A 21,965-nucleotide genomic window follows, 5' to 3' on the forward strand; every position below is an offset into this window, starting at 1 on the left:
GGTGTGCGGTAGAGGTACTACGGGCGATTTTTGACACTGGGATGATGCTTGTGACGTTCATCCGACGCCCGTTCTGATGACGCCCCGCCGAACGGGCTGGTCATCGGGGGTTGGTAAGAGTGGCACTGAGCCTGGCACTGGTGTCGTCTCTCTTCGCGGGCGCCCCGGCAGATGGTTGCGGCACGCTCGGTTCGGGCAGGGCGCGGAAGATCAGCCAGCTCAGCACGGGCATCAGGACGAGAGGCGCCAGGGCCGTCTGCAGCGAAGTGGCGTCGGCGAGGCTACCGATGGCGGGGCTCGCCAGGCCGCCGATACTGACGGTCAGACCGAGGGTGATTCCGCTGGCGGTGCCGATCCGGGAGGGCAGATAGTCCTGGCCGAGTGTGACCTGCAGGGAGAAGGGCACGTACAGGCCGACCGAGGTCAGCGCCACGAACAGGTAGATCGCCGGGCCCGGCACCCACACCACACCCGCGACGGCCGCGGCCGTGATCAGGTAGGACCAGCGTGCGACCGTTACCCGGTCCCAGCGGGCCGCCAGCGAACCGCCCAGTACCGAGCCCATCGCACCGCCGAGGTACAGCACGGACAGGGCCGCGGTGCCCGCGGCCGTGCTGCCGCCCAGGCGCTGCCGGGCATACAGCGAGATGAAGGTGCTCAGGCCGATGAACGCGATAGAACGGAAGACCACGGCCAGTGACAGCCTCACGAAGGACGCTGTGTCGTCGCTCGCTGCCGGCACGGTCGTACCGGATCCGACGCCGGTCTGCCTCTGCTGCAGGGCGCGCACCACGGGCAGGCAAACTGTGGCACCGGCGAGTGCTGGGAACATCAACAGGGGTGTCCAGCGCAGTCCTCCAGTGGCCACCACCGCGGCGACCATGAGTGGGGCCAGTGCGAAGCCGATGTTGCCGCCCGTGGAGAACCATCCCATGGCCCGGTGACTGCCCTGGCTGGCCATGCGGGCGACGCGGGCCGATTCGGGGTGGTAGGCGGCTACGCCGATTCCCGATACCGCGACGAATACGAGGGTGAGCGTGTAAGAGCCGTTCAGTCCGCTCAGCGCGATGCCGAGGCCACCGAGCAGTGTGCTGACCGGCAGTAGCCAGGGCATGGCCCAGCGGTCGGTCAGCGCGCCGAACACCGGCTGCGCCACCGAGGACAGCAACGAGGCGGCCAGCACGATGCCCGAGGCGACCGCGTAGGTGTAGGCGCGTTCGGTGATGAAGAACGGCACCAGAGCGGCCACGGAACCCTGGTAGATGTCGACACAGGCGTGTCCCACCGACAGCAGAACGATCGAGGTGTTCCTTCGCATCCCGCCATGTTCCGGGCCCTGCATCATGTCGCGCTTCCGATAAACTGCCACATGATGATGGAAATCCGCCACGATCCCGTAGCCCCGACGCGCACCCGGTGGCTGGCGTCCGGCGCTGCGATCGACGCCCACCGGCATGACGACCACCAGATCGTCTACGCAGGCCGCGGGGTGTTGGCCGTCACGACCAGCGAGGGATCCTGGGTCGCCCCTGGTACGCGCGCCATCTGGGTGCCCGCGGGCACCGTGCACGCGCATCGCGCCTACGGCGAACTCGACCTGCACTTGGTGGGGCTCCCCGTCACCGAGAACCCCCTCGGCCTCGATGCGCCGACCGTGCTTGCTGTCGGCCCGCTGCTGCGCGAGCTGATCATTGCTTTCACGCGCGTCGAGGACGACGGCAGTCCCGAACGCGCCCGCCTTCGGGCTGTTCTCCTCGACCAATTGCGAGCGTCCCCCCAGCAGCCGCTGCACCTGCCGACTCCCACCATGCCCCTGCTGCGTGCCCTGTGCGACATCCTGCAAGCCGACCCGGGCGACGGTCGCACGCTCGCCGAGCTTGGCCGCGAGGTCGGGGCGAGCGACCGCACCCTGTCCCGGTTGTTCCGCAGTGACCTTGGCATGACCTTCCCGCAGTGGCGCACACAACTGCGTCTCCACCACGCACTGGTCCTTCTGACCGAGCGAACGCCGGTCACTGCGGTGGCACATCGGTGCGGCTGGTCGTCCACCAGTGCCTTCATCGACGTCTTCCGTCGTACCTTCGGCCACACCCCGGGCTCCCACCCGACTGGCTGAGCCCCTCGAACGAGCCTGCTCCGGTGGTGGTGTGCGTCGGGCCGCTACCTCAATGTCGGCCACACCGTCGAGTTGAGCACCGGAATCACCCATACCGTGAGGCGGCACACTCACCCTCACGGCCATCGTCTTGTTCGGTGCACCTTGGTCGAAGCACATGATCAGTCGAAGGCCGGCCGCCTCAGCGTCCGGTGAACGCCCGAGCGAGCGATCCGGTTCGGGACACCGCGCGACATGGCGGCGAGGAGCGCGCGGAAGTGCCTCAACCGGTGAGCAGGGCGTGCGTCCACTGGTCTTCGCGTTGTTCGATGTATTCGGCGTCGCTTCGCCAGGCGTCGCCGTGGCCCGCGGCCCACAGAGTTGCCCAGGGCTGGACACCCCGGGCGGCCCGGTCGCGCAGGAAGTCGTGCATGGAACGCGTGCGGCGCCCCAGCAGAGGGACCAGCCGGCGGCGTTCGGCCTCATCGAGGCCGTAGGCGTCGGCGAAGATTCGCAGTCGGTCTGCCGCGTCGCGGCGTTGCCAGTCGGGATGCGCGGACAACGGGATGAAACCGTGCATGGCATACGCGACGTCCCACAGGCGGGAACCGGGGCCGGCGGTGTCCCAGTCGATGAAGGCCCACTGGGACTCGTCTGTGACCATGAGGTTCCATGGGGCCAGATCGTGATGGGCGATGATGTCGCTGCCCTCGGCGGGGATCAACACCTGCCAGTGCGCGTCGGGTGGTGGCGTGAAGTCCTGCACCGCATCGTGGAAGTCCCGGATCAGGCGTGCCACGCGAGCCAGTTGCCGAGCGGGGTCCAGCAGAGAGAACCGGTCGGGCCAGACCACATGTCCCGGCACAAAGGTCAGGACCTCGCGCCCCTGGTCGTCGATGCCCAAAGGGCGAGGCGCCGCACGGAATCCCACCTCGTGCAGGTGGGTGAGCAAGGCGTGCACCGCGGGAGTCCAGGGTCCGGCCGGACGGCGGACGGTATCTCCGATTCGAACGACACCGTCGCTGACATTGCGACCGGACAACGGCTGTTCTTCATCATGCTGCACCGAACCAGTGTGTCCGATCAGGCCGCCGTGATCACCCCGTAAAAGGGAAGCACCAGGGAGGCACAGAGGTTGACGAACAAGCGTGGAGCGCAGTCCAGCACAGGGACCGAGGACACGTTCGCCGACGGCGATTCGTCTCGATCGGCCCGCACCTCCGCCAACTGTTCTTCGAGTTCGTCCAGTTCCGCATGGCGCGCGGCGCGCGGTGATCCGTTCCAGGAGTTCGGGATCCACCATGCGTTGGACCGTAGAAGGCTGTCCGACCACCACGGGGAGGAACCAGCGAACCGACTGCGGCCGTTCCCCACGCGCTCACCGCATTGAGCATTCCAATGAGTCCCGGTGATCGGAAACCCACTGATAGGCCGCCTGAACCTGCCGCACCGCCCCCGCGTCACGGAGCCGGGCCATGGCGATGTCACCCGCATCGGCCTGGGCCTCGATGCCCCGCCAGCACCGGTCCTGCCACCACAAGATCGTGGACACGAGACGTTGCCGGTCAGACAACTCGTAGCCGTCGACGATCAGCCTCATGCGCCGGGTTACCTCCGCCACGTCGGTGACCGAAGGGCCCAGATCGAGGTACTGCCAGCAGACATGAGCGATGTCGTGGATCCGCGCGCCCGGCGCAGCAAGATCCCAGTCGATGAACGCCGTCGGTCGAAGCTCGCCGCTGGACAGCTGGTAGACGGTGTTCTTCGGCGACAAGTCGTTGTGACATACGACCTCTTGGTCTCCGGCCAGCCGGGTGCCGGCCGTCAGGTCGTGGAACTCACGCACGAGCCGGGCGACCGTCATCAGACTCTCGTCCGATGACACAGCAGCAGGTTGGCGCGGCTCCCAGGCCACATGGCCTTCCAGGTAGCCAAGGACTTCACGGCCCTCGTCGTCCCTACCGAGATAACGCGGGGCGCCAGTCCAGCCACTGGATTCGAGCATTCTCAGCAGATCACTCACGAACTTCGTGCGAGCCGAGGCCGGACGACGCACCGTGTCCCCGACACGAACAACCGCATTGACGAAACCTCCGGGCAAGGACGACTCAGGCATCCGCCCACCCTCCCTGATCGTCACCTCCACGCCCAATGACTTGTCCGGCATGTGATCCGCACCCGAGGAAACCCCCGCCAGGGATCTACTCCTCAGACTGCCGCACGTGCAGCGCGAGCACGTCACGGACGAGCACGCCAGCCGGACCTGAGAGGTGCTGCCGGACAGGCGGATGTGGATGCGAAGTCGTCGGCCGTGGGAGTGTGCGAGGCGCGAACAGCGCCAGATCACCTCGACGGTGTTCCGGTTCGGGTGCCATGTTGCCCGCGCCCGGACGGCGAGCAGCTGGTCGAGCTGCACGGCGGCCTGCTGCCGCGCTGGCCGCCCGGACAGGCGAGCGTCTCCAAGTCGACGCTGCGCGTGTCGTGGTCGGTGATGCGCGCGGCCAGAGGCAGAGCGACCAACGGCAGCGGGCCCGCCTGCCAGAGGCCTGGTCCAGGACGGCTGCGTCGAGCAGCTGCATCCTCACCGACGTGGACCTGAGGTCGGGACAACACGGCCAGGCTCCGTGAGTCAACTCTTCCAGAGAGCACCACCCAACCCCGGGGCAGTGGAACCAGGCGCCCATCCGACGCGACAGTCGGGCTGGTACTCCAGCCGTAGATCGTGATCTCCGCCGCCGCGCTATCTTGCCGGGCATGCAGGCAGTGGACTGGGACGAGGTGCGGGAGCGGACCATCGCTCTCTACGCACGACGGGGAACGGACCCAAGAGGGCAAAGCGGTCTCCCGCCAGCCTTGAGCGAGGCGCAGGTACGCCAGGTCGAGGAACAGTTCGGCGTGACGTTCCCCGACGACTATCGTCAGTACCTGCTTCGGGTCAGCGCCGGCGGCCGGTTGCGCACGTTGCGGTTCGATGGGTCACGCTGGGACTGGGACGGCGCCCGGCATGCGGACCATGCGAAGCTGCATGCCCCCTTCCCTGATCACGACACGGCTTTCGCGGCGAGTGAGGATCTTTGGGAAAAGGAGCCGAAGCGGGAGGACTATGCCTCGGACGCGGCGTACCAAGCTGATCAGGACGTCTGGCGAGAGGCCGCCGATGCGGCCGAAGATGCTCGGACTTGCGGGGCTGCCTTTCTCTGTGACGACGGTTGTGGCTTCTACACGCTCCTGGTGATGAGCGGGCCCATGCGAGGGACCATGTGGTTCGACGGACGCGCGACCTGCGATCGTCTGAACCCGCTGTTGAACGATGCCCGCCAACCCGCGAGTTTCGCGGAGTGGTACCTCGACTGGCTCGCCCACGAGGAGCCACTGGCGACCCCCGAAGAACGCCGTGTTGCCCACCGGAGCTGGCGGGCGGGGATGGACACGCCCATCTGGTTGCGCTGGTTCGACTCATAAGCCGGAGATTCCAGCCGCGCGGAGGCCGCAGGACACAGCGTGGATCCTGCCTGCTGGGAGGCGGCGTTCGAGGGGCTCTTGGGCCGGATCGCTGGCCGGGGTCGCTCGCGTCGAACCCCGGCGTCACGTTTGCCAGTTGGAGCTTGGACTGTTGTCGGACCTGCCGTGCAAGAACTGCTGGACCATCGCTGATGACGCGGCGTGGTTTGGCCGTGGGAGCTGTCTGGAACGAAGACCGCCGTTCGCAAGAACACCACAGGCGCTGACGGCGACTACCCCAGACACTCGGCTTGTCATGCTGCCATCGCCCATGGCAGGGCGAAGATCTCCCCAGCTGGCAGGAAACCCCAACCGCATCCCCGCCGACAGGTCCGACAGCTCCATGCCCGCGTCGAGCGCGTATCCGCCCTCACTGGACGATTACGTGCGCCGGGCTTCGACCGATAGCGTTCACACCGACTCGAAGGCTGCGCGGGTGGTGGCCGGTCCGGCGTGTGTGGCCGGCGTGGTTTTGAGTCGGGCGACGTATGACGGTGTGATGTGGAAACGCGGGAGGGCGTTTTCCCGGCGGAACGTCGATGGTTTTCAGCAACGCTCGCCGACCCGCCGTCGCTTCAGTTGTCCCTCTGCCTTTCAGTCGGCGTGATCACTCGGTCGCCCACGTGGGTCCTCGTGCGGATAGGCTAGTTTGAGTGATCGAGACCGAACGGCTCTTGCTGCGCCCTCTACGGGTTGAGGATGTCGATGCGTTCGTCGCCCTCCATGAAGACACGCGCGTGAACCGGTTCGTGGGCAGCTACTCACATCAACAGGCCCTGGTTCGACTCAAGTTGATCGAACGTCAGTGGGCCGAGCGGGGCCACGGGCTGTGCGCTGTCGAGTTGAAGTCCAGTGGGGCGTTCATCGGCCGGTGTGGTCTGAATTTCTGGGAAGTCTTCGACGAGGTTGAACTCGGTTGGACGCTGATGGCTGATGCTTGGGGTCACGGGTATGCGACCGAGGCGGCTCATGCCTGCGCAGAATGGGGATTCGCGTCCTTGGACTCGGACTATTTCACAGCCATGATCCGTCCGGGCAACACCGCCTCGGTGCGGGTGGCCGAGAGGCTCGGCTTCACCCCCCTTCGGGATGATGAACTGCTCGGCAACCCTGTCACGGTGTACTCACTGGGCCGCCCTGCAGCCTCGGCGTAAGCAATACGTGACCTGCAGAAGATTCCCTGCGGTAGTGCCGGTCTCGATCCAAGTGGCCACCGTCTGCGGCGAGGTCGGCTCGGCGGCCGTCAACCGGGCTTCCGACAGCGAGGCATACAAGCAGCACCGGAAGCTCGACCACGTCGTCGGTAATGCCGTGCAGCCGCAGGGCGGCACGCACTCGTCGTATTTTCTCGTGCGCAATGACTCCCGATTCGGCGGGGGTGTTGAATCGACGGCGTGCCGGCCGGACGAGACCGTCGCCGGTCACCGGCCCAGGGCTCGCCATTCGGGAGCAAGGATCGCCCAGACCTGCTTGTCGTAGCGCACGCCCTGGTACGGCCATGCCTCGCGGCGCACCCCCTCCAGCGTCATGCCCAGTCGCTTGGCCACCGCTGAGCTGCGGTCGTTGTCGGCCCGGCAGTGCCATTCGGCCCGATGCAGCCCCCGGGACGTGAACGCCCAGTCCAGCAAAGCGCTGCACGCCTGTGTGACCAGTCCGTGGCCCTCGGCGGACGGCTCCAGCCAGCAACCGATCTCACACCAGCCGGCAGCGGCATCGAAACCGGTGAACATCACACCGCCGACCAGTAGGCCGTCTCGCCAGATGCCGTACAGGCGGGCACCGTCGCCCGCCTGGCGTTCGGCGTACCGCTTCAACGTGGCCCGCGCCCCGTCCACGTCGTCGGTGACGAACGCGGGCCCGACCCAGGGACGAATGTGCTCGCGGGCCCGGTCCAGATGGTCGGCGAACTCCTCGGCATGCCAGACCTCCAGCGGACCGAGGCGAACGTCGTCGCGCAGCGACAGCGAGAACATGTGACCCTCCCCATTTACATAACAAGTGTTGTGGCAATGTACCGTGGCAGCATGCCACGCACCAAGGGAGATCACGAGGCCCGTCGACGCGACGTCTCCGCAGCCGTCTGGCAGGTCATGGCCACCCGCGGCTTCGCCGGCCTGACCCTGCGCGCCGTCGCCGCCGAACTCGGCGCGACCACCGGCCTGCTCACGCACTACTTCCCCACCAAGCACGCCCTGGTGGAGTACGCCCTCGACCTGCTCGAACAGCGCACCGTCTCCCGCCCCCGCCGCTACACGGGCGAAGGGATGGCCGCCCTCAGGGACGCCTTGCTGGACATCCTGCCGCTGACCCCCGAGGCCACCGACAGCAACCGCATCTGGGTCTCCTCCTGGGACACCGCACTCTCCGACCCCGCCCTGAGCACCGACTACGCCCGCAAGTACGCGAAAGGCCGGGACCGGCTGACCGAGCGGGTGGCCGCAGCCCAGGAGCTCGGAGAACTACCCCCCGGCAACCCCGCCCAGATCGCGGCCGGGGCTCAGGCCTTCATCCTCGGCCTGGTGGTCCAGGCGCTGTTCGACCCGGAGGTGTTCCCGCCCCGGCGGCAGGTCGAACTCCTGGACGACTACCTGGCCGCCCTGACCGACTCGCACTGATCATCGACGATCACTCGACGCGGCCCAGCGGTCCCCTTTGCGCCCGTACGGATCACCGGCGTCGTCGCCGTGTCCGAGACCGGCGCGACCAACGGCACGAAGACTTGCTGCGACCGCCGGCCGGGACCTCGGTCGTCCGACCTGACCGCGGCCGCTGATCCGGAGCGACACACGCTGCCGGCGACGCTGTGCCACGTGCGGCAGACGGAGATCGCCGACTCGCTGGAGGACCTGTTCATCCAGCTCGTGCAGAAGATCGACACACGGGCGGAGAATAAAGCCGAGGGCGGCCATCAGCAGGCCACCGGCCGGCAGCGGGAGTACCAGCAGGGTGGGGCTTGTCAGGGCGACGGGTACGACGTCACCTACCTCGTGGCCCTGCCGGCGGCCCGGCCCTGGGCGTGGTCGGGTGCTGCGCGAGCTTCGTCGACGGCGTGGAGTCCACCGCGGCGGGTGACGTGAGTCTGTCGAGGCGCTCGCCTCAGTTCGGCCCGTCGGCTTCGGTGTCGGGCGTGGTCGGCCCCAGCCGTTCGGCGAGGAACGCGATGATCTCGTCACGGGCGCGCGTGGTCGGGTGACCCTGCTCGTCGACGAGATGGGCCGTGGTGACGCTGTGGGCGCAGCCGACGACGTCGCGGAAGAAGGGCGGCGGGTTCGTGTTCGCCGCTTCGTCCGCGAGCACACGGCCGTCGAACGCGTCGCCGAGCAGAGTCCGGTAGGCCGCGAACCGTCGGCCGGTGCACCACCTGTCGTTCTCGAAACGGTAGGCCAGCACCTTGAGGCCGTCGCGTCGGATGCGCTCGGCCACGCGGGCGGCGTCATCGGCTGCGATCTCCAGGCCCGCCGGGTCGTCGAGAGGGAGTGAGGGATGGTTGACGACGGGGGCGATGACGGCGGGTTCGAGCGTCATGGTCAGGGCGAAGTTGCCGGTGAAGCACAGCCCGACCGCGCCGACGCCCGGCCCGCCGCACTCCGCGCGCGCCACGCGTGCGAGCCCGCGCAGCCACGCCACGACGGGGCTGGTGCCGCCGCCGGCGAACGCACGGAACTCGGCGCTGACGCAGGCACGCCGGACGACGGCCTGACCCGCGTCGGCGGTCGGGTAGGCGCCGTCGACGCCGAACAGGGAGGGCAGGTACACGCGGAAGCCGGCATCGCGCAGCCAGCGCGCCAGACGTGCGACGTCAGGGCTGATCCCCGGCATCTCCGGCAGCAGGACGACGGCCGGCCCCGACCCGGTGACGTGCACGGTCTTGCCGACCGTGTCGATGTCGATGACGCGGTGCGAGAAGTCGTCCAGGGAGTCGTCGTGTCGCAGGTGCGTGGTTGTCATGCGGGGGAGCGTGGCAGGAGACTGTCTCTCTCGGAAACGGCGGCATCGCCAGATACTGCGGCGAAATCGCCACCCGCTCGTGCCGGGGGGACACGTGAGTTCACTACGACTGGGAGTGCTGGCCTACCCCGGGTGTTTCGGCTCGGAGGTGTTCGGAGTCCCGGACCTGCTGGTGATGGCGCGTCACATCGCCGCGGCGCAGGGGGTGGCACGACCCTCGTGCGAAGTGTCCGTGGTCTCGCCCAGACGGCGGGTGATCATGTCCGGTGGTCTGACGGTCGGTGTCTCGGCCATGCGCCCGTTGGACGTGCTGGTCGTGCCGGGCTTCGAGCTCACGCCCGCGCTCGATCTGGACGCGGCACTGACGGACCTGCGGCCCGAGGTGGCGGCCATTCGCTCGCAGGCGGCCTCCGGAGCCGCCGTCGTGTCGATCTGCGTCGGCGCCTTCCTCGCTGCCGAGGCCGGTCTGCTCGACGGGCGTGAGGCGACGACCGCCTGGTTGTTCGCGGATCGCCTCGCCCGCCGGTACCCCGACGTGAAGGTGTGCCCCGAGCGCCTGGTCGTCACCGACCGCGGGGTGACGACCACGGCCGCCTTCAGTGCCATGTACGACTTCGCACTCCAGCTCATCCGCGAGCAGGACGGCCCCGGCGTCGCCCGGAGCACCGCGCGTGTGGCGCTCGTCGACGACGCCCGTACCACCCAGGCCCCGTACGTCGACCCGGCGCTGCTGCCCGTCGCAGGCCGCGAGTTCTCCCGTGGTGTGAAGCGGTGGCTCGACCGGAATCTGGGGTCCCGCTACGACCTCTCCGCCCTCGCCGCGGCGTTTCACGTGAGCACGCGGACGATGCTCCGTCGCTTCGGTGAGGAGGCGGGCCAGCCCCCCCCTCGCGTACATGCAGTCCGCTCGGGTCCGCCGGGCCCGGTATCTGCTGGAGACGACCGACAGGACGGTCGCACGCATCGCGGCCGACCTCGGGTACACCGACGCGAGCACGTTCAGCGCTGTCTTCGCCCGGCACACGGGCCGACGGCCGCGGGACTATCGCGCCATGTTCCGCCGCTCGCCCGCAGTGCCGGTCGGCGACATCCCGCACGAGCCCGGCACCCGCTGACGACCCCGGCGTCCTGTCTCTGTCCCCAGGCAAAAAGTAACCGGCGGGTTGCTTTCAGGGCTTCGTGACCATGGTCTTCTTGGGCTGGCGGGGCCCGGCATCGGGCTTGCTGAGATGCCCGTACACCGTTGACCGCGGTGCCCCGAACAGATCCGCGATCTGCTGCACCGTCTTCTCCCGAGGGTCGTACAGCTGCTGGGCAAGGGCCGCCTGGTCCTCGGTCAGCTTCGGCCGGCGTCCACCGACCCGGCCGCGGCCGCGGGCGGCGGTCGGCCCGTCCATCGCCCGGTCCTCCACGGCGGCGGTGTCGATTCCCCGCTCGATCACATGCGGAACGATCCCGCGCTCCCGCAGCTCGGCGCCGAGGGTAACCAGGCGGAGGACAGATCGGGACAGCCGGTCGAGCCGGGTGATCTTCAGGGTGTCGCCGGGCCGCAGTAGCTGCAGCACGAGGTCCAGCTTGGGGCGAAACGCCTTCGCGCCGCTCGCGGTGTCGATGTGCATGTTGTTCCGCTCCACCTCGTGCGACAGGAGCGTGTCGATCTGATGAGGTGTCGACAGACGATCGTTTCCCGACACTGCACATCGGCGTGCCGCAAGACCAGGCCAGCCGGACAGGCGGTCAGCAGTTGTTGCAATAAGCAGCGATCTACCAGGCGGAGTGGCGAAAGGTGACGGGACGTCACAGAGGGCTATTTGTCGCATCACGGCAGCTTCGGGAGTACAGGGTAATGACTGGATCGCCGCGCATGAACCTTGCTCCACTCATGAGGCCTCCTGGAATCGATCACCTAGGCTGGCGCGGTGACTGATGAGCAGGAGCGGGTGCGGCCGTCGGGCGTGTGGGCCACGGCGGTGGGGGTGGCCCGGGTGCGGGCGCTGGAGACCGAGCGGGCGAACGCGTTGTTCCGCGACCCACTGGCACAGGCCTTCGCCGCGGCCGGCGGCCTGTGGCCCTCCTCGCCGCCGCTGCCCGATGACGAGGCCGCGCGCCGCCGCCGGCTGGCCGTGGCGTTCTCCATCGTCATCAGGACGAAGTTCCTCGACGACCTGTTGCAGCAGGCCTCCGCGTCCGGGGTCCGGCAGGTCGTGCTGCTCGGTGCCGGCATGGACAGCCGGGCCTTCCGGATGGACTGGCCCGAGGGCACCCGGCTCTTCGAGGTCGACACCGCCGCGCCACTGGACTTCAAGGCTTCGGTGCTGCGCCAGGAGCGGGCCGTCGCACGCTGCGAGCGGATCACCGTCGAGGTGGATCTGCGTGAGGACTGGCCAGGCGCGCTGGCCGCCGCAGGGCACGACCCGGCCGTGCCGACCGCGTGGATCGCCGAAGGACTGCTGATCTATCTGCCCGAGGATGCGGTGGAGCTGCTGCTGGCCCGGATCAGCACGCAGTCGGCGGCAGGCAGTCGGATGGGGCTGACGTTGGGCTCGCGCGGCGTGATCGAACGCTTCAGTGCGGACGCCGTGCCAGGATCAGCGGCGTCCATGTGGGTCTCGGAGATGCCCGACGACCCGGTGGGCTGGCTGGCCGGGCACGGCTGGGAGGCCGACAGTCACACCCTGCGGGAGCGCGCTGCCGCCTACGGCCGCCCGATCATCAGCACCCCGCCGCAGCGCGAGGATCGGCCCGGCGGACTGATCTCGGCGGTCCGCCGGTAGAGCACCTCCCGGTTCCCTGGATGATCGATTCCAAGAGGGGCCAGATGACTGGACCAGGTTCATGCACGGCTGGCCAGCCATGCGCGCACTGACCGCCCACAACCACTGAAGTCCGACCGAAAACCGCCCGGCTGGATGGCGGCGTGGTCGACAGTCCACCGCCGTGAATGAAGTGCTGCCGGAGTTGGACGAGTTGCTGTGCTCCTCCGTTGAGGGCGTGGTGGTGGAGTCCGTCGAGGTGACCGACACGGTCGTACGGGTCGGAGCGCGTACGACCGCAGGGCGGGCGGCCTGCCCGGGGTGTGGTTGCCAGTCAGGGCGAATGCATGGCTCCTGCCTGCGCTTTCCACGTGGTCTGCCGACGGCGGGCAAGGTCGTAGTGGTGTCGTTGTTCTTCGCCGAGCAAGTACCCGGTCTGACCCGCAGGTTCGGGCGACGGAACGAGCGGCTGCGGTCAATGCTGGTGTCGGTCGGTCTTGCGCTCGCGGGCCGGGTCGGCGCCCGGATGACGGACACATCAAGGTCCCGGTCAGCCGGAACACCCTGTTGAGGCTGATCGCCTCGCTTCCGGACCCCGTCACCGCAGTACCCCGCGTGGTCGACGTGGACGAGTACGCCCATTCCAAGGGCTGTGTCTGCGGAACGTGCTCATCGAGGTCGACGTCGAGACACGTCGCCTGGTCGACCTGGTCCCCGATCGGGAGGCGGACACGCGCGCGGCCTGGCTCGCCCAGCCGCCCGGCATCGAGATCGTCTGCCGTGACCGTGCGTCTTTCTTCGCCGAAGGTGCCACCCGCGGCGCCCCGCAGGCCCTCCAGGTCGCCGACCGGTGGCATCTCTGGCACAACCTGGGCGAAGCCGCCGACAAGTGCGTCTACCGGCACCGTGGTTGCTTGCGTCCCACGCCGGCCCACCCTGAGGAACTGCATGACCCTCAACACGATCTTGCGTTGTCCCGTGCCGTCACTACAGAGGAGACGTTCTCCGGGCAGTGGCAAAGCCGCGCCCATGCTCGACGACTACAAGCCCTACCTCGATCAGCGTTGGCAGGGAGGCTGCACCAACGCCTGGAAACTGTGGGAGGAGATCAGGGAACAGGCTACTGTCCCCGCGGCTACGCCGGTGTCCGTGCCTATGTCAGCAGGACGCTTCGCGGCAAATCCCAACCGGTCGGCCCCCGCCCGCCGTCAGCCCGGGCTGCTGCGCGCTGGATCCTCACCCACCCCGATGCCCTGCCGGCAGGCGACCGGCTCCAACTCAAAGCCGTCCTGGCCAATTACGCGGAACTGACGGCACTTGCCGAGCACGTACGCCCCTTCGGGTACATGGTCGCTCACCTCCAGGGCGACCAGTTGCCGACCTGGATCGAAGCGGCTACCTCCGCCACCGAGCTGCCCAGCCTCCGGAGCTTCGCCCAACACGTCGAACGCGACCTCGACGCCGTCACCGCGGGCCTCACACTGCCCTGGAACTCTGGCGTAGTGGAGGGGCATGCCATCCGGATCAAGATGCTCAGGCCCCAGATGTTCGGCCGTGAAGGTTTCGATCTCCTGCGCAAACGACTCCTGTTGGCGTAACCGAGAGCCACGCGACCACATGAAGTGGACCGGAGCCCGAGTCTGGGCAGCGGTTGCCCAATGCCCTGGGACGCACCCGTACTGTGCCACGTTCGATGTTCACGAGAGACGGTTCTGGCACAACTTCAGTGCTGCGGCCTCGGTGTGTAACAGAGCGTGACCTGCGCCTGAAGCTGAGTCTGGTCTCCCAACGTGCATGGGTGTTGGATAGCAAGAGTGGGCGCGCTGTCGACGGGAGAAGTATCGAGGGTGCTGATCGTTTTCAGATGTCGGCGGTGCGATGCTTCCTTGTCGAATCCGCTGGAGCAATGTGAGTGGAAGTCCCTGCCGCCAGCGAGGGGTAGGGAGCACTACACGTATGGCCCGTCGACGGTGCGGGTGGGTTTCTTTTCTGCTGACCCGGATCCATACGGTCCTGCTGGTTCGACAGTTGGAACCCTGCCCGGCCGAACATTTGGCGTTTGAGCATCTTGATCCGGTTGACATGACCTTCGACAGAGCTCGATTTCCAGGGCAGCGTGAGCCCGGCGATGACCGCGGCCCGGTCTCGATCGATGCCGACGGCGAGGGTATGGAGACCGGGCAGGTCGTCCTGGCGGACTGCGTCGAGTCACTCGGGCAGCCGGTGGCCCTGTCGATCGGTGAGGATGTGGGCGAAGGCGCGGACATGTCCGGTGAGGGCTTCCAGTTGGGCACAGTGGGCCAGAACGGCCTTGAGTCGGAGCTGTTCGACCTCGGAGAGGGAGTCGGGGTGGGTGGCGCAGGCTCCAGTCGGCGACGCTGCAGGGTGAGGGCGGGGGAGTGGTGCCCGGATCGACCGAGAGGCGTTTTGGCGCGGAAGTAGGTGCGAACTCACTCGTAGCTGCCTTTGTAGCCGAGTGGCACGATCCCCTCCCATGCCTTCCATGCGTTGGTGCGGCCCTGTTTCCAGCGAGCGTGCAGGTAGGGCTCGTACCAGGGCTTGTCCGGTCGATCTCGCGACGGGATGTGGGGGGGGCTGCTTCGTTATCTGAGGTTATGGGGCGGGGTGATCTGACTGACGCCGAGTGGGAGCGGCCGCGGCCGTACCTGACAGTTGAGCAATGGTTGGTGCGGACCGCTGTCGCGGCTGATCACAGCAGGCCGGCGGGCGGACTGCACACAATTCCAAGCCGTGCTGGACAAGATCCGAGTACCGCGGCCAGTCGGGTGGTCCCGCATCAAGCCGGTCAGCATCGCCGCCGACAAGGCCTACAGCAACGGTCAAATGGCTCCGCACATGATCGGCCAGATGAGTTCAAGCCGGGCCGTCCCGTCGCCGGTCGCCGTCGGTCCTCGCCGGTAGCGTACTGCGGGTGATGGTTGAGGATTGCGAGCGCGTTCAGACCTCCTGGTTCCGGGCGCAGGCAGAGGTGCTCGGCGGCCAATCATGGCAAGACGGCGCGCTGACCTGGACGGACAGTCCCGAGGGCTTGAACCTGATGTTCCCCGGCGAGCTCAACACAACGGTGGTGCGGCGCGGAGTCCAGCAGGCGCTGGATCGCGGACGGTCGTCCGTCGGGGTCTGGCTCAACGCACGCGTCGATGCGTCGGCACTGCGGGAATGCGGCTTCGATCGCGGCTGGACGATTCGGTGGATGACAGCGCCGCTGGCTGCGGTCGCAGCAGACGAAGGTGACCAGGATGGTCGCATCGAGCTCCAGACCGACACCCTTGACTACGACGGCGAATACTCCGAGTACCGCGACCGGCTGAAGTTGGCTCGTGAAGAGCCGCAGGTGGCCTGGTACGCGGCTGCATATACCCAACCCGCGTCGTCCGTCCGATGGTTCGCAGGGCGGGCGTGGTCGTACTACGACGGCGGCCCGCACGGCATTGCCGGGGTGTTCGACATGGAGGTCTGGCCGCGGTTCCGTCGTCGTGGACTGGGAACCGGCCTGCTGCGGACCGTGTGTTCCGCCGCGCGGGAAGCCGGGGCGTCGCAGGTCATGCTGAATGCGACGGACGAGGGCAGCCTGCTCTACCGCACGTGCGGGTTCGCACCAATCGGCGAAGGTATCACCTGGTGGCTCCACCTGCGGTAACTGAACCGACATCGGTCCGGCCGAAGCACTTCCAGAAGCCTGACCTGTTGGGATGGCTCAGGTGCGGTGCCTCGCAGGCACACGAACGTCCGGAGCCCTCACGAAGCGACCGGGCAGGCGAAGTGGCGGACCCGCAGACAGAGCACCACCCGGCGTCCCGCGCTGGGAACATCCGCAGGAAACTGCAGGTGGGAGCTATGAAACCGGATCGACCATTTCCCACCGCCCGAAAACGCCAAACCGGTCGTCGTGCTGCGTGCTCGGGGTCCTAACGTCTCGTTGCTCACGTCCACCGACACCACCGACCCGTCCCCGATCGACGGGAACAGCAACTCCTCCAGCCGGAGGACCACTTCTTCCAGGGTCCCGAACTGTCAGGTACCCGAGGTCACTGCTGATCATTTTCGGGCGACTTTCAGAAGACCAACACCACCACGAACCGTGATTCAGCGTGCGCAGCTCACGGAAATTGAGCCAGATCCCAACCCCGTGAACACGGCCACCCGGTGAGACGCGACTCCGTCTGTTGACCCGTCAACTCGTGGCGATCCGCACCCTGTGCCCTGCGGAGCGGCCCCGGGAGTGCGTGACGTTGACGATCGCCGACACGGCCGTCGTTCCGAAGGGCGCCGCCGCCGCGGCGGCGTGGGTAGCGATGATCCGCAGGGTCGCGCCGCCTTACGAAGGGCCATACCTGCACCGGGACTTCGACCCGGCAACGTGCTGTTCGGCGTGAAGCCGTTAGGGCCGGCGTGTGCCCGGAACACCGGCGTCGTCGACTTGGCCTCCGGGGGCTTTGCGGATCTCGACGTGGCGCGCTGCTCTACCCATCTCGAGCTCCACAAGGAGAGCACCACCGTCGAGCGCCTGATCAACAAGCTCAAGGCCTGGCGAGGACAGTCACCCCATACGACAAGACCCCGAGGGTCACCTCGTCGGTCCCCGCCTGTGCGCCTTGATGATCTGGATGAAGGATCGCGCGAGGCCCGCCCTTTGACCGCAACTCAACAGCGCACTGGCCGGCAAGGGGAGGGGTGACCAGGTCGCGCCCGGTCCGCGCTCAAGAGTTGCAAAGGAGGTTTGCAAATATCCCTTGCAAGTATCCTTTGCAACTCGTAGCCTTCCGGTATGGCCGAACAACCGCCCGCTCAAGAGATCACCGATGTCGAGGCCCTGCGCGCCTTCGCGCACCCGATGCGGCAGAAGATCGAGAGATGCCTCCGCCGGGGACCGGCCAACTCCGCCGCGCTGGCACGCGAGTTGGGCGAGAGCACCGGACTGGTCAGCTACCACCTGCGGCAACTGGCCAAGCACGGCCTCGTCGAGGAGGTCCCGGAGCTGGCGAAGGGGCGGGAGCGGTGGTGGCGGGCGGTGCCGGGGGACCGGCGGTTCCCGCCGTACAGCCGGCAGACGCCGGAGATGCGTGAGGCGCTGACCGAAATGCATCGGCTCAACCTCGCCGAACTGGTCGACTCCGCCCGTCGGTTCGAGGAGGCGCGGGATGCGCTGGGGCCCTGGGCCGACGCGGCGCTCTTCTCCCGCGCCACGCTCCGGGTCGACCCCGCCCAACTCCGCGAGTTCTTCGAGGAGTACATCGCGCTCCTCTACCGGTACTCGGCCCGGGAACCAGGGAACGCGTCCGAGGCGCGGACCGTGCTCGTCCGGCTGCTCGGAATTCCCGAGACCGACTGACCGCGCGCAACCCAACCGACGATGAAGGGGGAACGCACGCCGTGCTGCTCTCGGCTACGTCCGCATCACCGATACGCGCCCTACTGGCCCTCTTATCCGGGGCATTGGCCGGCATCCTCCTCCTGCTGGCCGCGCCAACGGCGTATGCCCGTGAGGACGGGCTGGTCCACCAGGACGTCACCTTCCGGGGCGGCCATGGGCTCGTCCTGCACGGCACCGTCCTCAGGAAGGACGGAGCATCCGGCCCGGAACCCGGGATCGTACTCGTCGGCGGCGCGGGTGCCGGGCCCCGGGTGGAGTACCAGCAGGAGGCCGAGGCGTTCGCCCGGGCCGGGATCACCACGCTCGTCTACGACAAGCGGACCGTCGGATACTCCTTTCTCCACCGAGACTTCGGCCTGCTGACCGATGACGCGCTCGCCGGAGTGCGGTTGTTGCAGTCCAGGAGCGGGGTGAACCCACGCCAGGTCGGGCTGTGGGGGTTCAGCGAGGGGGGCTGGGTGGCGCCGCTGGCCGCATCGCGCTCGGCCGACGTCGCGTTCGTCGTCACCATCGGCGGCTCCGGCTACGACCCGCTGCGTACCCAGGCCTGGTACCTCACCACGCATCTGCAGCACCAAGGGGTCGGCGGACCGTTCCGTCGCGTCGTGGCCGGCCCGGCCGCCCAATTCGTAGGCTCGACCGGTCTGTTCCCCGAGGCAGGCTTCGACCCCTTGCCGGTGTTGGAGCAACTCCATCGAACGCCGATACTGGCGCTGTGGGGCGAGCACGACACGCAGGTGCCGCCCCGGGAGAGCGCACGGATCTTCCGTGAGGCCCTGGCCCGTGCGGGCAACCGGCACGCCGTCATCGGCTTCGTCGCCGGCGGCGCGCACAACGGGCACCGCACGTCGGACGGGTTCGACCGGATCGGCGGCCCGCTCTTCCACGGCAAGAAGCTGGGGGAGCTGGCCCCGCGCTATGCGCAGACCATGACCTCATGGGTCCGGGCCGTCGCCGCCGGCCACCCACCGGCATCGAGCGCCGCCCCCGCACCCGGGCAGGCACTCGCCGCCGCCCCCGTACCGGGCCACGCCTGGTATGCCTGGCTCGCCCCGGCACTCCTTCTCCTAGGCTTCGCCGCCTATCCGGTGAGCGCCCTCCTGCGCCGGGGCCCGGTCCTGCGCCCGGTACGGTGGTTGGCCGGGCTCGGCCTGCTGGCGGTCGTGGCGACGGTGGACTGTCCGCTCGCCGTCTATGTGGTGGGCAACGACGCGGCGGCGCCCGTTGTGTGGGGGCGTCCGGCCTTCTGGCTGGCGGCGCAGGGGCTTGCCGTCGCGGTGGTGGTGTCGGCCTGTGTCTCGGCGGCCGCACTGTGGCGCCGGCGGCCGACATCGAGCTGGGCGGTCTGGCTGCGGCTGGCGCCGGTCGGGCTGGCCGCGGTCGGGTTCGTACCGTGGGCGGTGTGGTGGGGTGTTGCTGCGTGAAGACCAGCCCCTGATCCGCAGCGAAGGTGGTTCCGGAGCGCCGTAGCGGCGCTTCTGAGCTGTCGGGTGTGGCGGCCGCAGGCAAGGCCCAGGCTCATAAGCCAATGCCTGCAGCCAGCGTCGGGAACGGCATTTGACGATCCCGGCTGGCCTTGGAGGTCGTTTATTTGGTGCAGCACGAGGAGAGTAGCTGTCACAGTGATCGACATGGACCTCCCTGCCGACACCGCGCTCATCTTTGACCAAGACGAGGACCTGAATGTCTTCGAGTCCTTCGTGCGTGCCACGAACTACCTTGAGGCGATTGACGTGTCGGAGGGTGAGTACACGGCGGCGTACTCACCGGATGGTGGCGTGTTGGCACTGACTGCACCCGAAGGCTGGGAAGGCCCGGTCGTTTTGACCAGGACCAACAGGAGTGACCTGGTCGATCTGGAGCGGAGAGTGGCCCGCTACTGGCAACGTCACCAGATAGGCAAGCCCGCACAAGGCCTCCGAGAGACGGCTCGCTTCTTGATCGACAGGGACAATCAGCCCCGGGCGGGATGGCTGAGCCGAGTCACCGGCCTCCTGAGACGCAACGGCCGCGAAGGTGAGCCCACGTTGTCGTCTCAGGATCACTGCACCGACCAAGGGGGCGGTAGCCGATAAGGGCAGCGGATGTGCCGACGAAGGCGAGGAAGCGCTCAGCCTTGCGTTCGTAGCGGCAGTGCAGGCGACGGCACTCGGCGAGCCAGGTGGATTCTCGATCCCGGTTCGCCACGGTAGGTCGGATTCGGTCCAGTCGGCGGCCCCCATTTGCCGCCCTCATGCTGACGAAGTCGATTGCGTACCGAGACCGGCCCAGCTCACCGCAGGCACCGAGCTCGTCGAGAATGACCCCGTGGAGCCTGGCCCAGACCCTCTCGGCTCCAGTGGGTGAAACGCCGGTAGACCGTGGGCCAGGCCAACCCGAACACCGACGGCAGTTGCCGCCAGGTGCAGCCCGAGGTGGCCGCGAAGATGATCGCCGCCAAGATCTCGCGGTCACGGGCCCGCCGGCCGACCCTCGGCGCGCGCCTCACCTCTGTCGGCTCACTCCTGTCGGCGAAACTACCCGCCGGAACAGCACCCGCAACCCATCCGGTACCAATCGTCCAGCCAGATCTGTCATGCGCCACTCAGCGGACGATCAAGTCGAAAGACGCGACGTCTTACTCGTTCGTCGCTGAGGTCACGGCCCGTCAGGTCCGCCGAAGGTAAGTCTCCGCGCCGCCGTCGAACGATCTCACCGTTCCCCGTACGTCCATTATTGTGTCTTTTGGTGCGTTTCTCGGCGGAATGGGATGGAGTTGGGGCCGTGGCGTTCGCGGAGTCGGCGGACGGTGGTGAGCCGATGTCGTCGCCCGAGCCGGCCCCGGAGCCCGGGCGACGGTCCTGGGCGCCGCTGCTGGCGGTGTGCGCCGGGTATTTCATGGTGATCCTGGATGTGACCGCCATCAACGTCGCCGTGCCGGTGATCGGCCGGGAACTGTCGGCCTCGCTCACCGGCATTCAGTGGATCACCGATGGGTACACCCTGGTCTTCGCCGGATTCCTCCTGACCGGTGGCGCGCTCGGTGACCGGCTGGGGAGCCGCCGCGTGTTCTGCTGGGGAGTGGCGGTGTTCGTGCTGTCCTCGGCCGCGTGCGCGCTTGCGACGAGTGCCCCGTCGCTGATCGCGGCCCGGCTGATGGAGGGGCTCGGTGCGGCTCTGATCGTGCCTGGTTCCCTCGCCCTGCTCCAGCAGGCCTACCCGGTGCCGGCCGCACGCTCGCGGGCTTTCGGGTTGTGGGGTTCGATGGCGGGCATCGCGGCCGCCGCCGGTCCGCTGCTGGGTGGGCTGCTCGTCTCCACGGTGGGCTGGCGATGGGTGTTCCTCATCAACCTGCCTGTCGGTGCGGCCTGCCTGGTGCTGACACTTCGGCATGTGGCACGCTCACCGCAGCGCGCCGGGCGGGCCCTGGACTGGCCCGCGCAGTGTGCGGTGGTGGTGGCGGTGGCACTGCTGACCGCGGCGCTCAACGAGGCCGGACGGCGAGGCTGGTCCGATCCGGCTGTTCTGGCCGGGGTGGGCCTGGCACTGCTTTCCGCCGTGGCGTTCGCGGTGCGCGAGCGCCTGGCACGCTCTCCTGTCCTTCCGCCGAACCTGCTGCGGTCACGCGAGATGAGCGGTGGAGCCGTCATCGGCCTGCTGTTCAACTTCGGCTTCTACGGCATGGTCTTCACCGCCAGCCTGGAATTCCAGCACCAGCGCGGCTTCAGCGCCCTAGGCACCGGGCTGGCACTGTTCCCGGCGGTGGCGATGACCATGTTCGCCTCCGTGCTGTCCGGACGGCTGACCCGCTACACCGGCGACCGTCCGCTGGTGTTCTCCGGCATGCTCCTGGCCGCCCTGGGCCTGGCCGGCTGGGCCGCGGCGGGAGCTGACCCCGCCTACCCGCTGCTGGTGGCCCCGATGATGGCCGCGGGATTCGGTACCTCCTTCGCCCTCACCGGTTCAACCGCCACCGTGATGGGTGCCGCACCTCCGGCGTACTCGGGCGCCGCCTCCGCCCTGTTCAACACCACCCGCCAGATCGGCAGCGCCACCGGTGTCGCGCTCGGCGGCAGCCTCCTTGCCACCGCCGGCGGCTACGGCACCGGGCTGCGCACCAGCATGGCCGTCGGCGCGCTCGCCTACCTGGCTGCTGCAGGCCTCGCCTTGCTGTGCGTGCCGGCAACACCGAAAAAGACCTAGTAGGACTCCGTTAAGTTGCTCTGGCTCTCGGGTTCTGGCTGGTGGGGGTTGTTCTGGGCAGGGGTTGGTGGCAGGTGGTGCAGGTGCCGGT

The 21,965-nt window shown here is 68.0% G+C and carries 20 protein-coding genes and 2 pseudogenes; 15 read left to right on the forward strand and 7 right to left on the reverse strand.

Going from position 1 to position 21,965, the window contains the following annotated elements; genetic code table 11:
• Positions 1-100: 100 nt before the first annotated feature.
• Positions 101-1,318, reverse strand: a complete 1,218-nt coding sequence (locus ACIRR9_RS30810) for an MFS transporter (RefSeq protein WP_403758416.1) — start codon at positions 1,316-1,318, stop codon at positions 101-103.
• 6 nt (positions 1,319-1,324) lie between these two features.
• Between ACIRR9_RS30810 and ACIRR9_RS30815 the strand changes: the two genes are divergently transcribed.
• Entirely contained in the window at positions 1,325-2,116 is a 792-nt protein-coding gene (locus ACIRR9_RS30815) for an AraC family transcriptional regulator (protein ID WP_403758419.1), read from the forward strand.
• Positions 2,117-2,378: 262 nt separating this feature from the next.
• On the opposite strand, the gene ACIRR9_RS30820 is transcribed toward ACIRR9_RS30815, so the two are convergent.
• Together ACIRR9_RS30820 and ACIRR9_RS30825 are read right to left on the reverse strand one after the other, a co-directional pair.
• Positions 2,379-3,137 carry a phosphotransferase enzyme family protein gene (locus tag ACIRR9_RS30820; protein ID WP_403758495.1) on the reverse strand — a complete coding sequence of 253 codons (759 nt, stop codon included), beginning with the start codon at positions 3,135-3,137 and terminating at the stop codon, positions 2,379-2,381.
• Between the two features lie 336 nt (positions 3,138-3,473).
• Entirely contained in the window at positions 3,474-4,511 is a 1,038-nt protein-coding gene (locus ACIRR9_RS30825) for a phosphotransferase (protein ID WP_403758422.1), read from the reverse strand.
• A 338-nt stretch (positions 4,512-4,849) separates the two neighbouring features.
• On the opposite strand from ACIRR9_RS30825, the gene ACIRR9_RS30830 reads away from it, so the two are divergent.
• Together ACIRR9_RS30830 and ACIRR9_RS30835 are read left to right on the forward strand one after the other, a co-directional pair.
• Complete coding sequence (locus ACIRR9_RS30830; protein WP_403758425.1) at positions 4,850-5,557, forward strand: SMI1/KNR4 family protein; 708 nt, start codon at positions 4,850-4,852, stop codon at positions 5,555-5,557.
• Between the two features lie 692 nt (positions 5,558-6,249).
• Positions 6,250-6,750, forward strand: coding sequence for a GNAT family N-acetyltransferase (locus ACIRR9_RS30835; protein ID WP_403758428.1), 501 nt, complete (start codon positions 6,250-6,252; stop codon positions 6,748-6,750).
• Positions 6,751-7,017: 267 nt separating this feature from the next.
• Here the strand turns inward: ACIRR9_RS30835 and ACIRR9_RS30840 are convergent, their stop codons facing one another.
• Positions 7,018-7,569: a GNAT family N-acetyltransferase gene (locus tag ACIRR9_RS30840; RefSeq protein ID WP_403758431.1), complete on the reverse strand. Its 552-nt coding sequence runs from the start codon at positions 7,567-7,569 to the stop codon at positions 7,018-7,020.
• Between the two features lie 51 nt (positions 7,570-7,620).
• Between ACIRR9_RS30840 and ACIRR9_RS30845 the strand changes: the two genes are divergently transcribed.
• Both ACIRR9_RS30845 and ACIRR9_RS30850 read left to right on the forward strand, forming a co-directional pair.
• Positions 7,621-8,211 (forward strand): TetR/AcrR family transcriptional regulator, encoded by a 591-nt coding sequence (locus ACIRR9_RS30845; RefSeq protein WP_403758434.1) that lies wholly within the window; start codon positions 7,621-7,623, stop codon positions 8,209-8,211.
• Between the two features lie 195 nt (positions 8,212-8,406).
• On the forward strand, positions 8,407-8,673 hold the full coding sequence (locus ACIRR9_RS30850; protein ID WP_403758437.1) for a hypothetical protein: 267 nt from the start codon (positions 8,407-8,409) through the stop codon (positions 8,671-8,673).
• 19 nt (positions 8,674-8,692) lie between these two features.
• Here ACIRR9_RS30850 and ACIRR9_RS30855 read toward each other — a convergent pair whose 3' ends face one another.
• Complete coding sequence (locus ACIRR9_RS30855; protein WP_403758440.1) at positions 8,693-9,544, reverse strand: dienelactone hydrolase family protein; 852 nt, start codon at positions 9,542-9,544, stop codon at positions 8,693-8,695.
• A 259-nt stretch (positions 9,545-9,803) separates the two neighbouring features.
• Between ACIRR9_RS30855 and ACIRR9_RS30860 the strand changes: the two are divergent.
• Positions 9,804-10,118, forward strand: a pseudogene (locus ACIRR9_RS30860) (DJ-1/PfpI family protein); the annotation flags it as partial.
• Between the two features lie 322 nt (positions 10,119-10,440).
• Entirely contained in the window at positions 10,441-10,659 is a 219-nt protein-coding gene (locus tag ACIRR9_RS30865; protein WP_403758443.1) for a helix-turn-helix domain-containing protein, read from the forward strand.
• A 54-nt stretch (positions 10,660-10,713) separates the two neighbouring features.
• On the opposite strand, the gene ACIRR9_RS30870 is transcribed toward ACIRR9_RS30865, so the two are convergent.
• The gene (locus tag ACIRR9_RS30870; protein WP_403758446.1) at positions 10,714-11,364 is read right to left on the reverse strand and encodes a recombinase family protein; all 651 of its coding nucleotides are present in this window, start codon (positions 11,362-11,364) and stop codon (positions 10,714-10,716) included.
• Between the two features lie 99 nt (positions 11,365-11,463).
• On the opposite strand from ACIRR9_RS30870, the gene ACIRR9_RS30875 reads away from it, so the two are divergent.
• The 7 genes from ACIRR9_RS30875 (at position 11,464) to ACIRR9_RS30905 (ending at position 19,767) form a co-directional block, all read left to right on the forward strand.
• Positions 11,464-12,318: a class I SAM-dependent methyltransferase gene (locus tag ACIRR9_RS30875; RefSeq protein ID WP_403758449.1), complete on the forward strand. Its 855-nt coding sequence runs from the start codon at positions 11,464-11,466 to the stop codon at positions 12,316-12,318.
• A 644-nt stretch (positions 12,319-12,962) separates the two neighbouring features.
• Positions 12,963-13,895 carry a transposase gene (locus ACIRR9_RS30880; RefSeq protein ID WP_403758452.1) on the forward strand — a complete coding sequence of 311 codons (933 nt, stop codon included), beginning with the start codon at positions 12,963-12,965 and terminating at the stop codon, positions 13,893-13,895.
• A 484-nt stretch (positions 13,896-14,379) separates the two neighbouring features.
• Positions 14,380-14,739 carry a hypothetical protein gene (locus tag ACIRR9_RS30885; protein WP_403758455.1) on the forward strand — a complete coding sequence of 120 codons (360 nt, stop codon included), beginning with the start codon at positions 14,380-14,382 and terminating at the stop codon, positions 14,737-14,739.
• Positions 14,740-15,232: 493 nt separating this feature from the next.
• Positions 15,233-15,958: a GNAT family N-acetyltransferase gene (locus ACIRR9_RS30890; protein WP_403758498.1), complete on the forward strand. Its 726-nt coding sequence runs from the start codon at positions 15,233-15,235 to the stop codon at positions 15,956-15,958.
• Positions 15,959-17,086: 1,128 nt separating this feature from the next.
• On the forward strand, positions 17,087-17,650 hold the full coding sequence (locus ACIRR9_RS30895) for an ArsR/SmtB family transcription factor (RefSeq protein ID WP_403758458.1): 564 nt from the start codon (positions 17,087-17,089) through the stop codon (positions 17,648-17,650).
• A 104-nt stretch (positions 17,651-17,754) separates the two neighbouring features.
• Positions 17,755-19,116, forward strand: coding sequence for an alpha/beta hydrolase family protein (locus ACIRR9_RS30900; RefSeq protein ID WP_403758460.1), 1,362 nt, complete (start codon positions 17,755-17,757; stop codon positions 19,114-19,116).
• Positions 19,117-19,314: 198 nt separating this feature from the next.
• A complete protein-coding gene (locus ACIRR9_RS30905) occupies positions 19,315-19,767 on the forward strand; it encodes a hypothetical protein (RefSeq protein WP_403758462.1) in 453 nt (150 codons plus the stop codon).
• 50 nt (positions 19,768-19,817) lie between these two features.
• Here ACIRR9_RS30905 and ACIRR9_RS30910 read toward each other — a convergent pair.
• Positions 19,818-20,269 (reverse strand): annotated as a pseudogene (locus ACIRR9_RS30910) (transposase); the annotation flags it as partial.
• Between the two features lie 222 nt (positions 20,270-20,491).
• Between ACIRR9_RS30910 and ACIRR9_RS30915 the strand changes: the two are divergent.
• Entirely contained in the window at positions 20,492-21,874 is a 1,383-nt protein-coding gene (locus ACIRR9_RS30915; RefSeq protein WP_403758500.1) for an MFS transporter, read from the forward strand.
• Positions 21,875-21,965 lie beyond the last annotated feature (91 nt).

Origin of the sequence: Streptomyces sp. NPDC101234, from assembly GCF_044767525.1 — a bacterium.
GTDB lineage: Bacteria > Actinomycetota > Actinomycetes > Streptomycetales > Streptomycetaceae > Streptomyces > Streptomyces sasae.

Bases quoted from the DNA above. Each gene is read 5' to 3' on its own strand.
- ACIRR9_RS30865 (WP_403758443.1), top strand. From the start codon at position 10,441: ATGCAGTCCGCTCGGGTCCGCCGGGCCCGGTATCTGCTGGAGACGACC.
- ACIRR9_RS30895 (WP_403758458.1), top strand. From the start codon at position 17,087: ATGGCCGAACAACCGCCCGCTCAAGAGATCACCGATGTCGAGGCCCTG.
- ACIRR9_RS30845 (WP_403758434.1), top strand. From the start codon at position 7,621: ATGCCACGCACCAAGGGAGATCACGAGGCCCGTCGACGCGACGTCTCC.
- ACIRR9_RS30830 (WP_403758425.1), top strand. From the start codon at position 4,850: ATGCAGGCAGTGGACTGGGACGAGGTGCGGGAGCGGACCATCGCTCTC.
- ACIRR9_RS30885 (WP_403758455.1), top strand. From the start codon at position 14,380: ATGACCTTCGACAGAGCTCGATTTCCAGGGCAGCGTGAGCCCGGCGAT.
- ACIRR9_RS30915 (WP_403758500.1), top strand. From the start codon at position 20,492: ATGTCGTCGCCCGAGCCGGCCCCGGAGCCCGGGCGACGGTCCTGGGCG.
- ACIRR9_RS30810 (WP_403758416.1), bottom strand. From the start codon at position 1,318: ATGCGAAGGAACACCTCGATCGTTCTGCTGTCGGTGGGACACGCCTGT.
- ACIRR9_RS30870 (WP_403758446.1), bottom strand. From the start codon at position 11,364: ATGCGACAAATAGCCCTCTGTGACGTCCCGTCACCTTTCGCCACTCCG.
- ACIRR9_RS30855 (WP_403758440.1), bottom strand. From the start codon at position 9,544: ATGACAACCACGCACCTGCGACACGACGACTCCCTGGACGACTTCTCG.
- ACIRR9_RS30815 (WP_403758419.1), top strand. From the start codon at position 1,325: ATGTTCCGGGCCCTGCATCATGTCGCGCTTCCGATAAACTGCCACATG.
- ACIRR9_RS30840 (WP_403758431.1), bottom strand. From the start codon at position 7,569: ATGTTCTCGCTGTCGCTGCGCGACGACGTTCGCCTCGGTCCGCTGGAG.
- ACIRR9_RS30890 (WP_403758498.1), top strand. From the start codon at position 15,233: ATGGTTGAGGATTGCGAGCGCGTTCAGACCTCCTGGTTCCGGGCGCAG.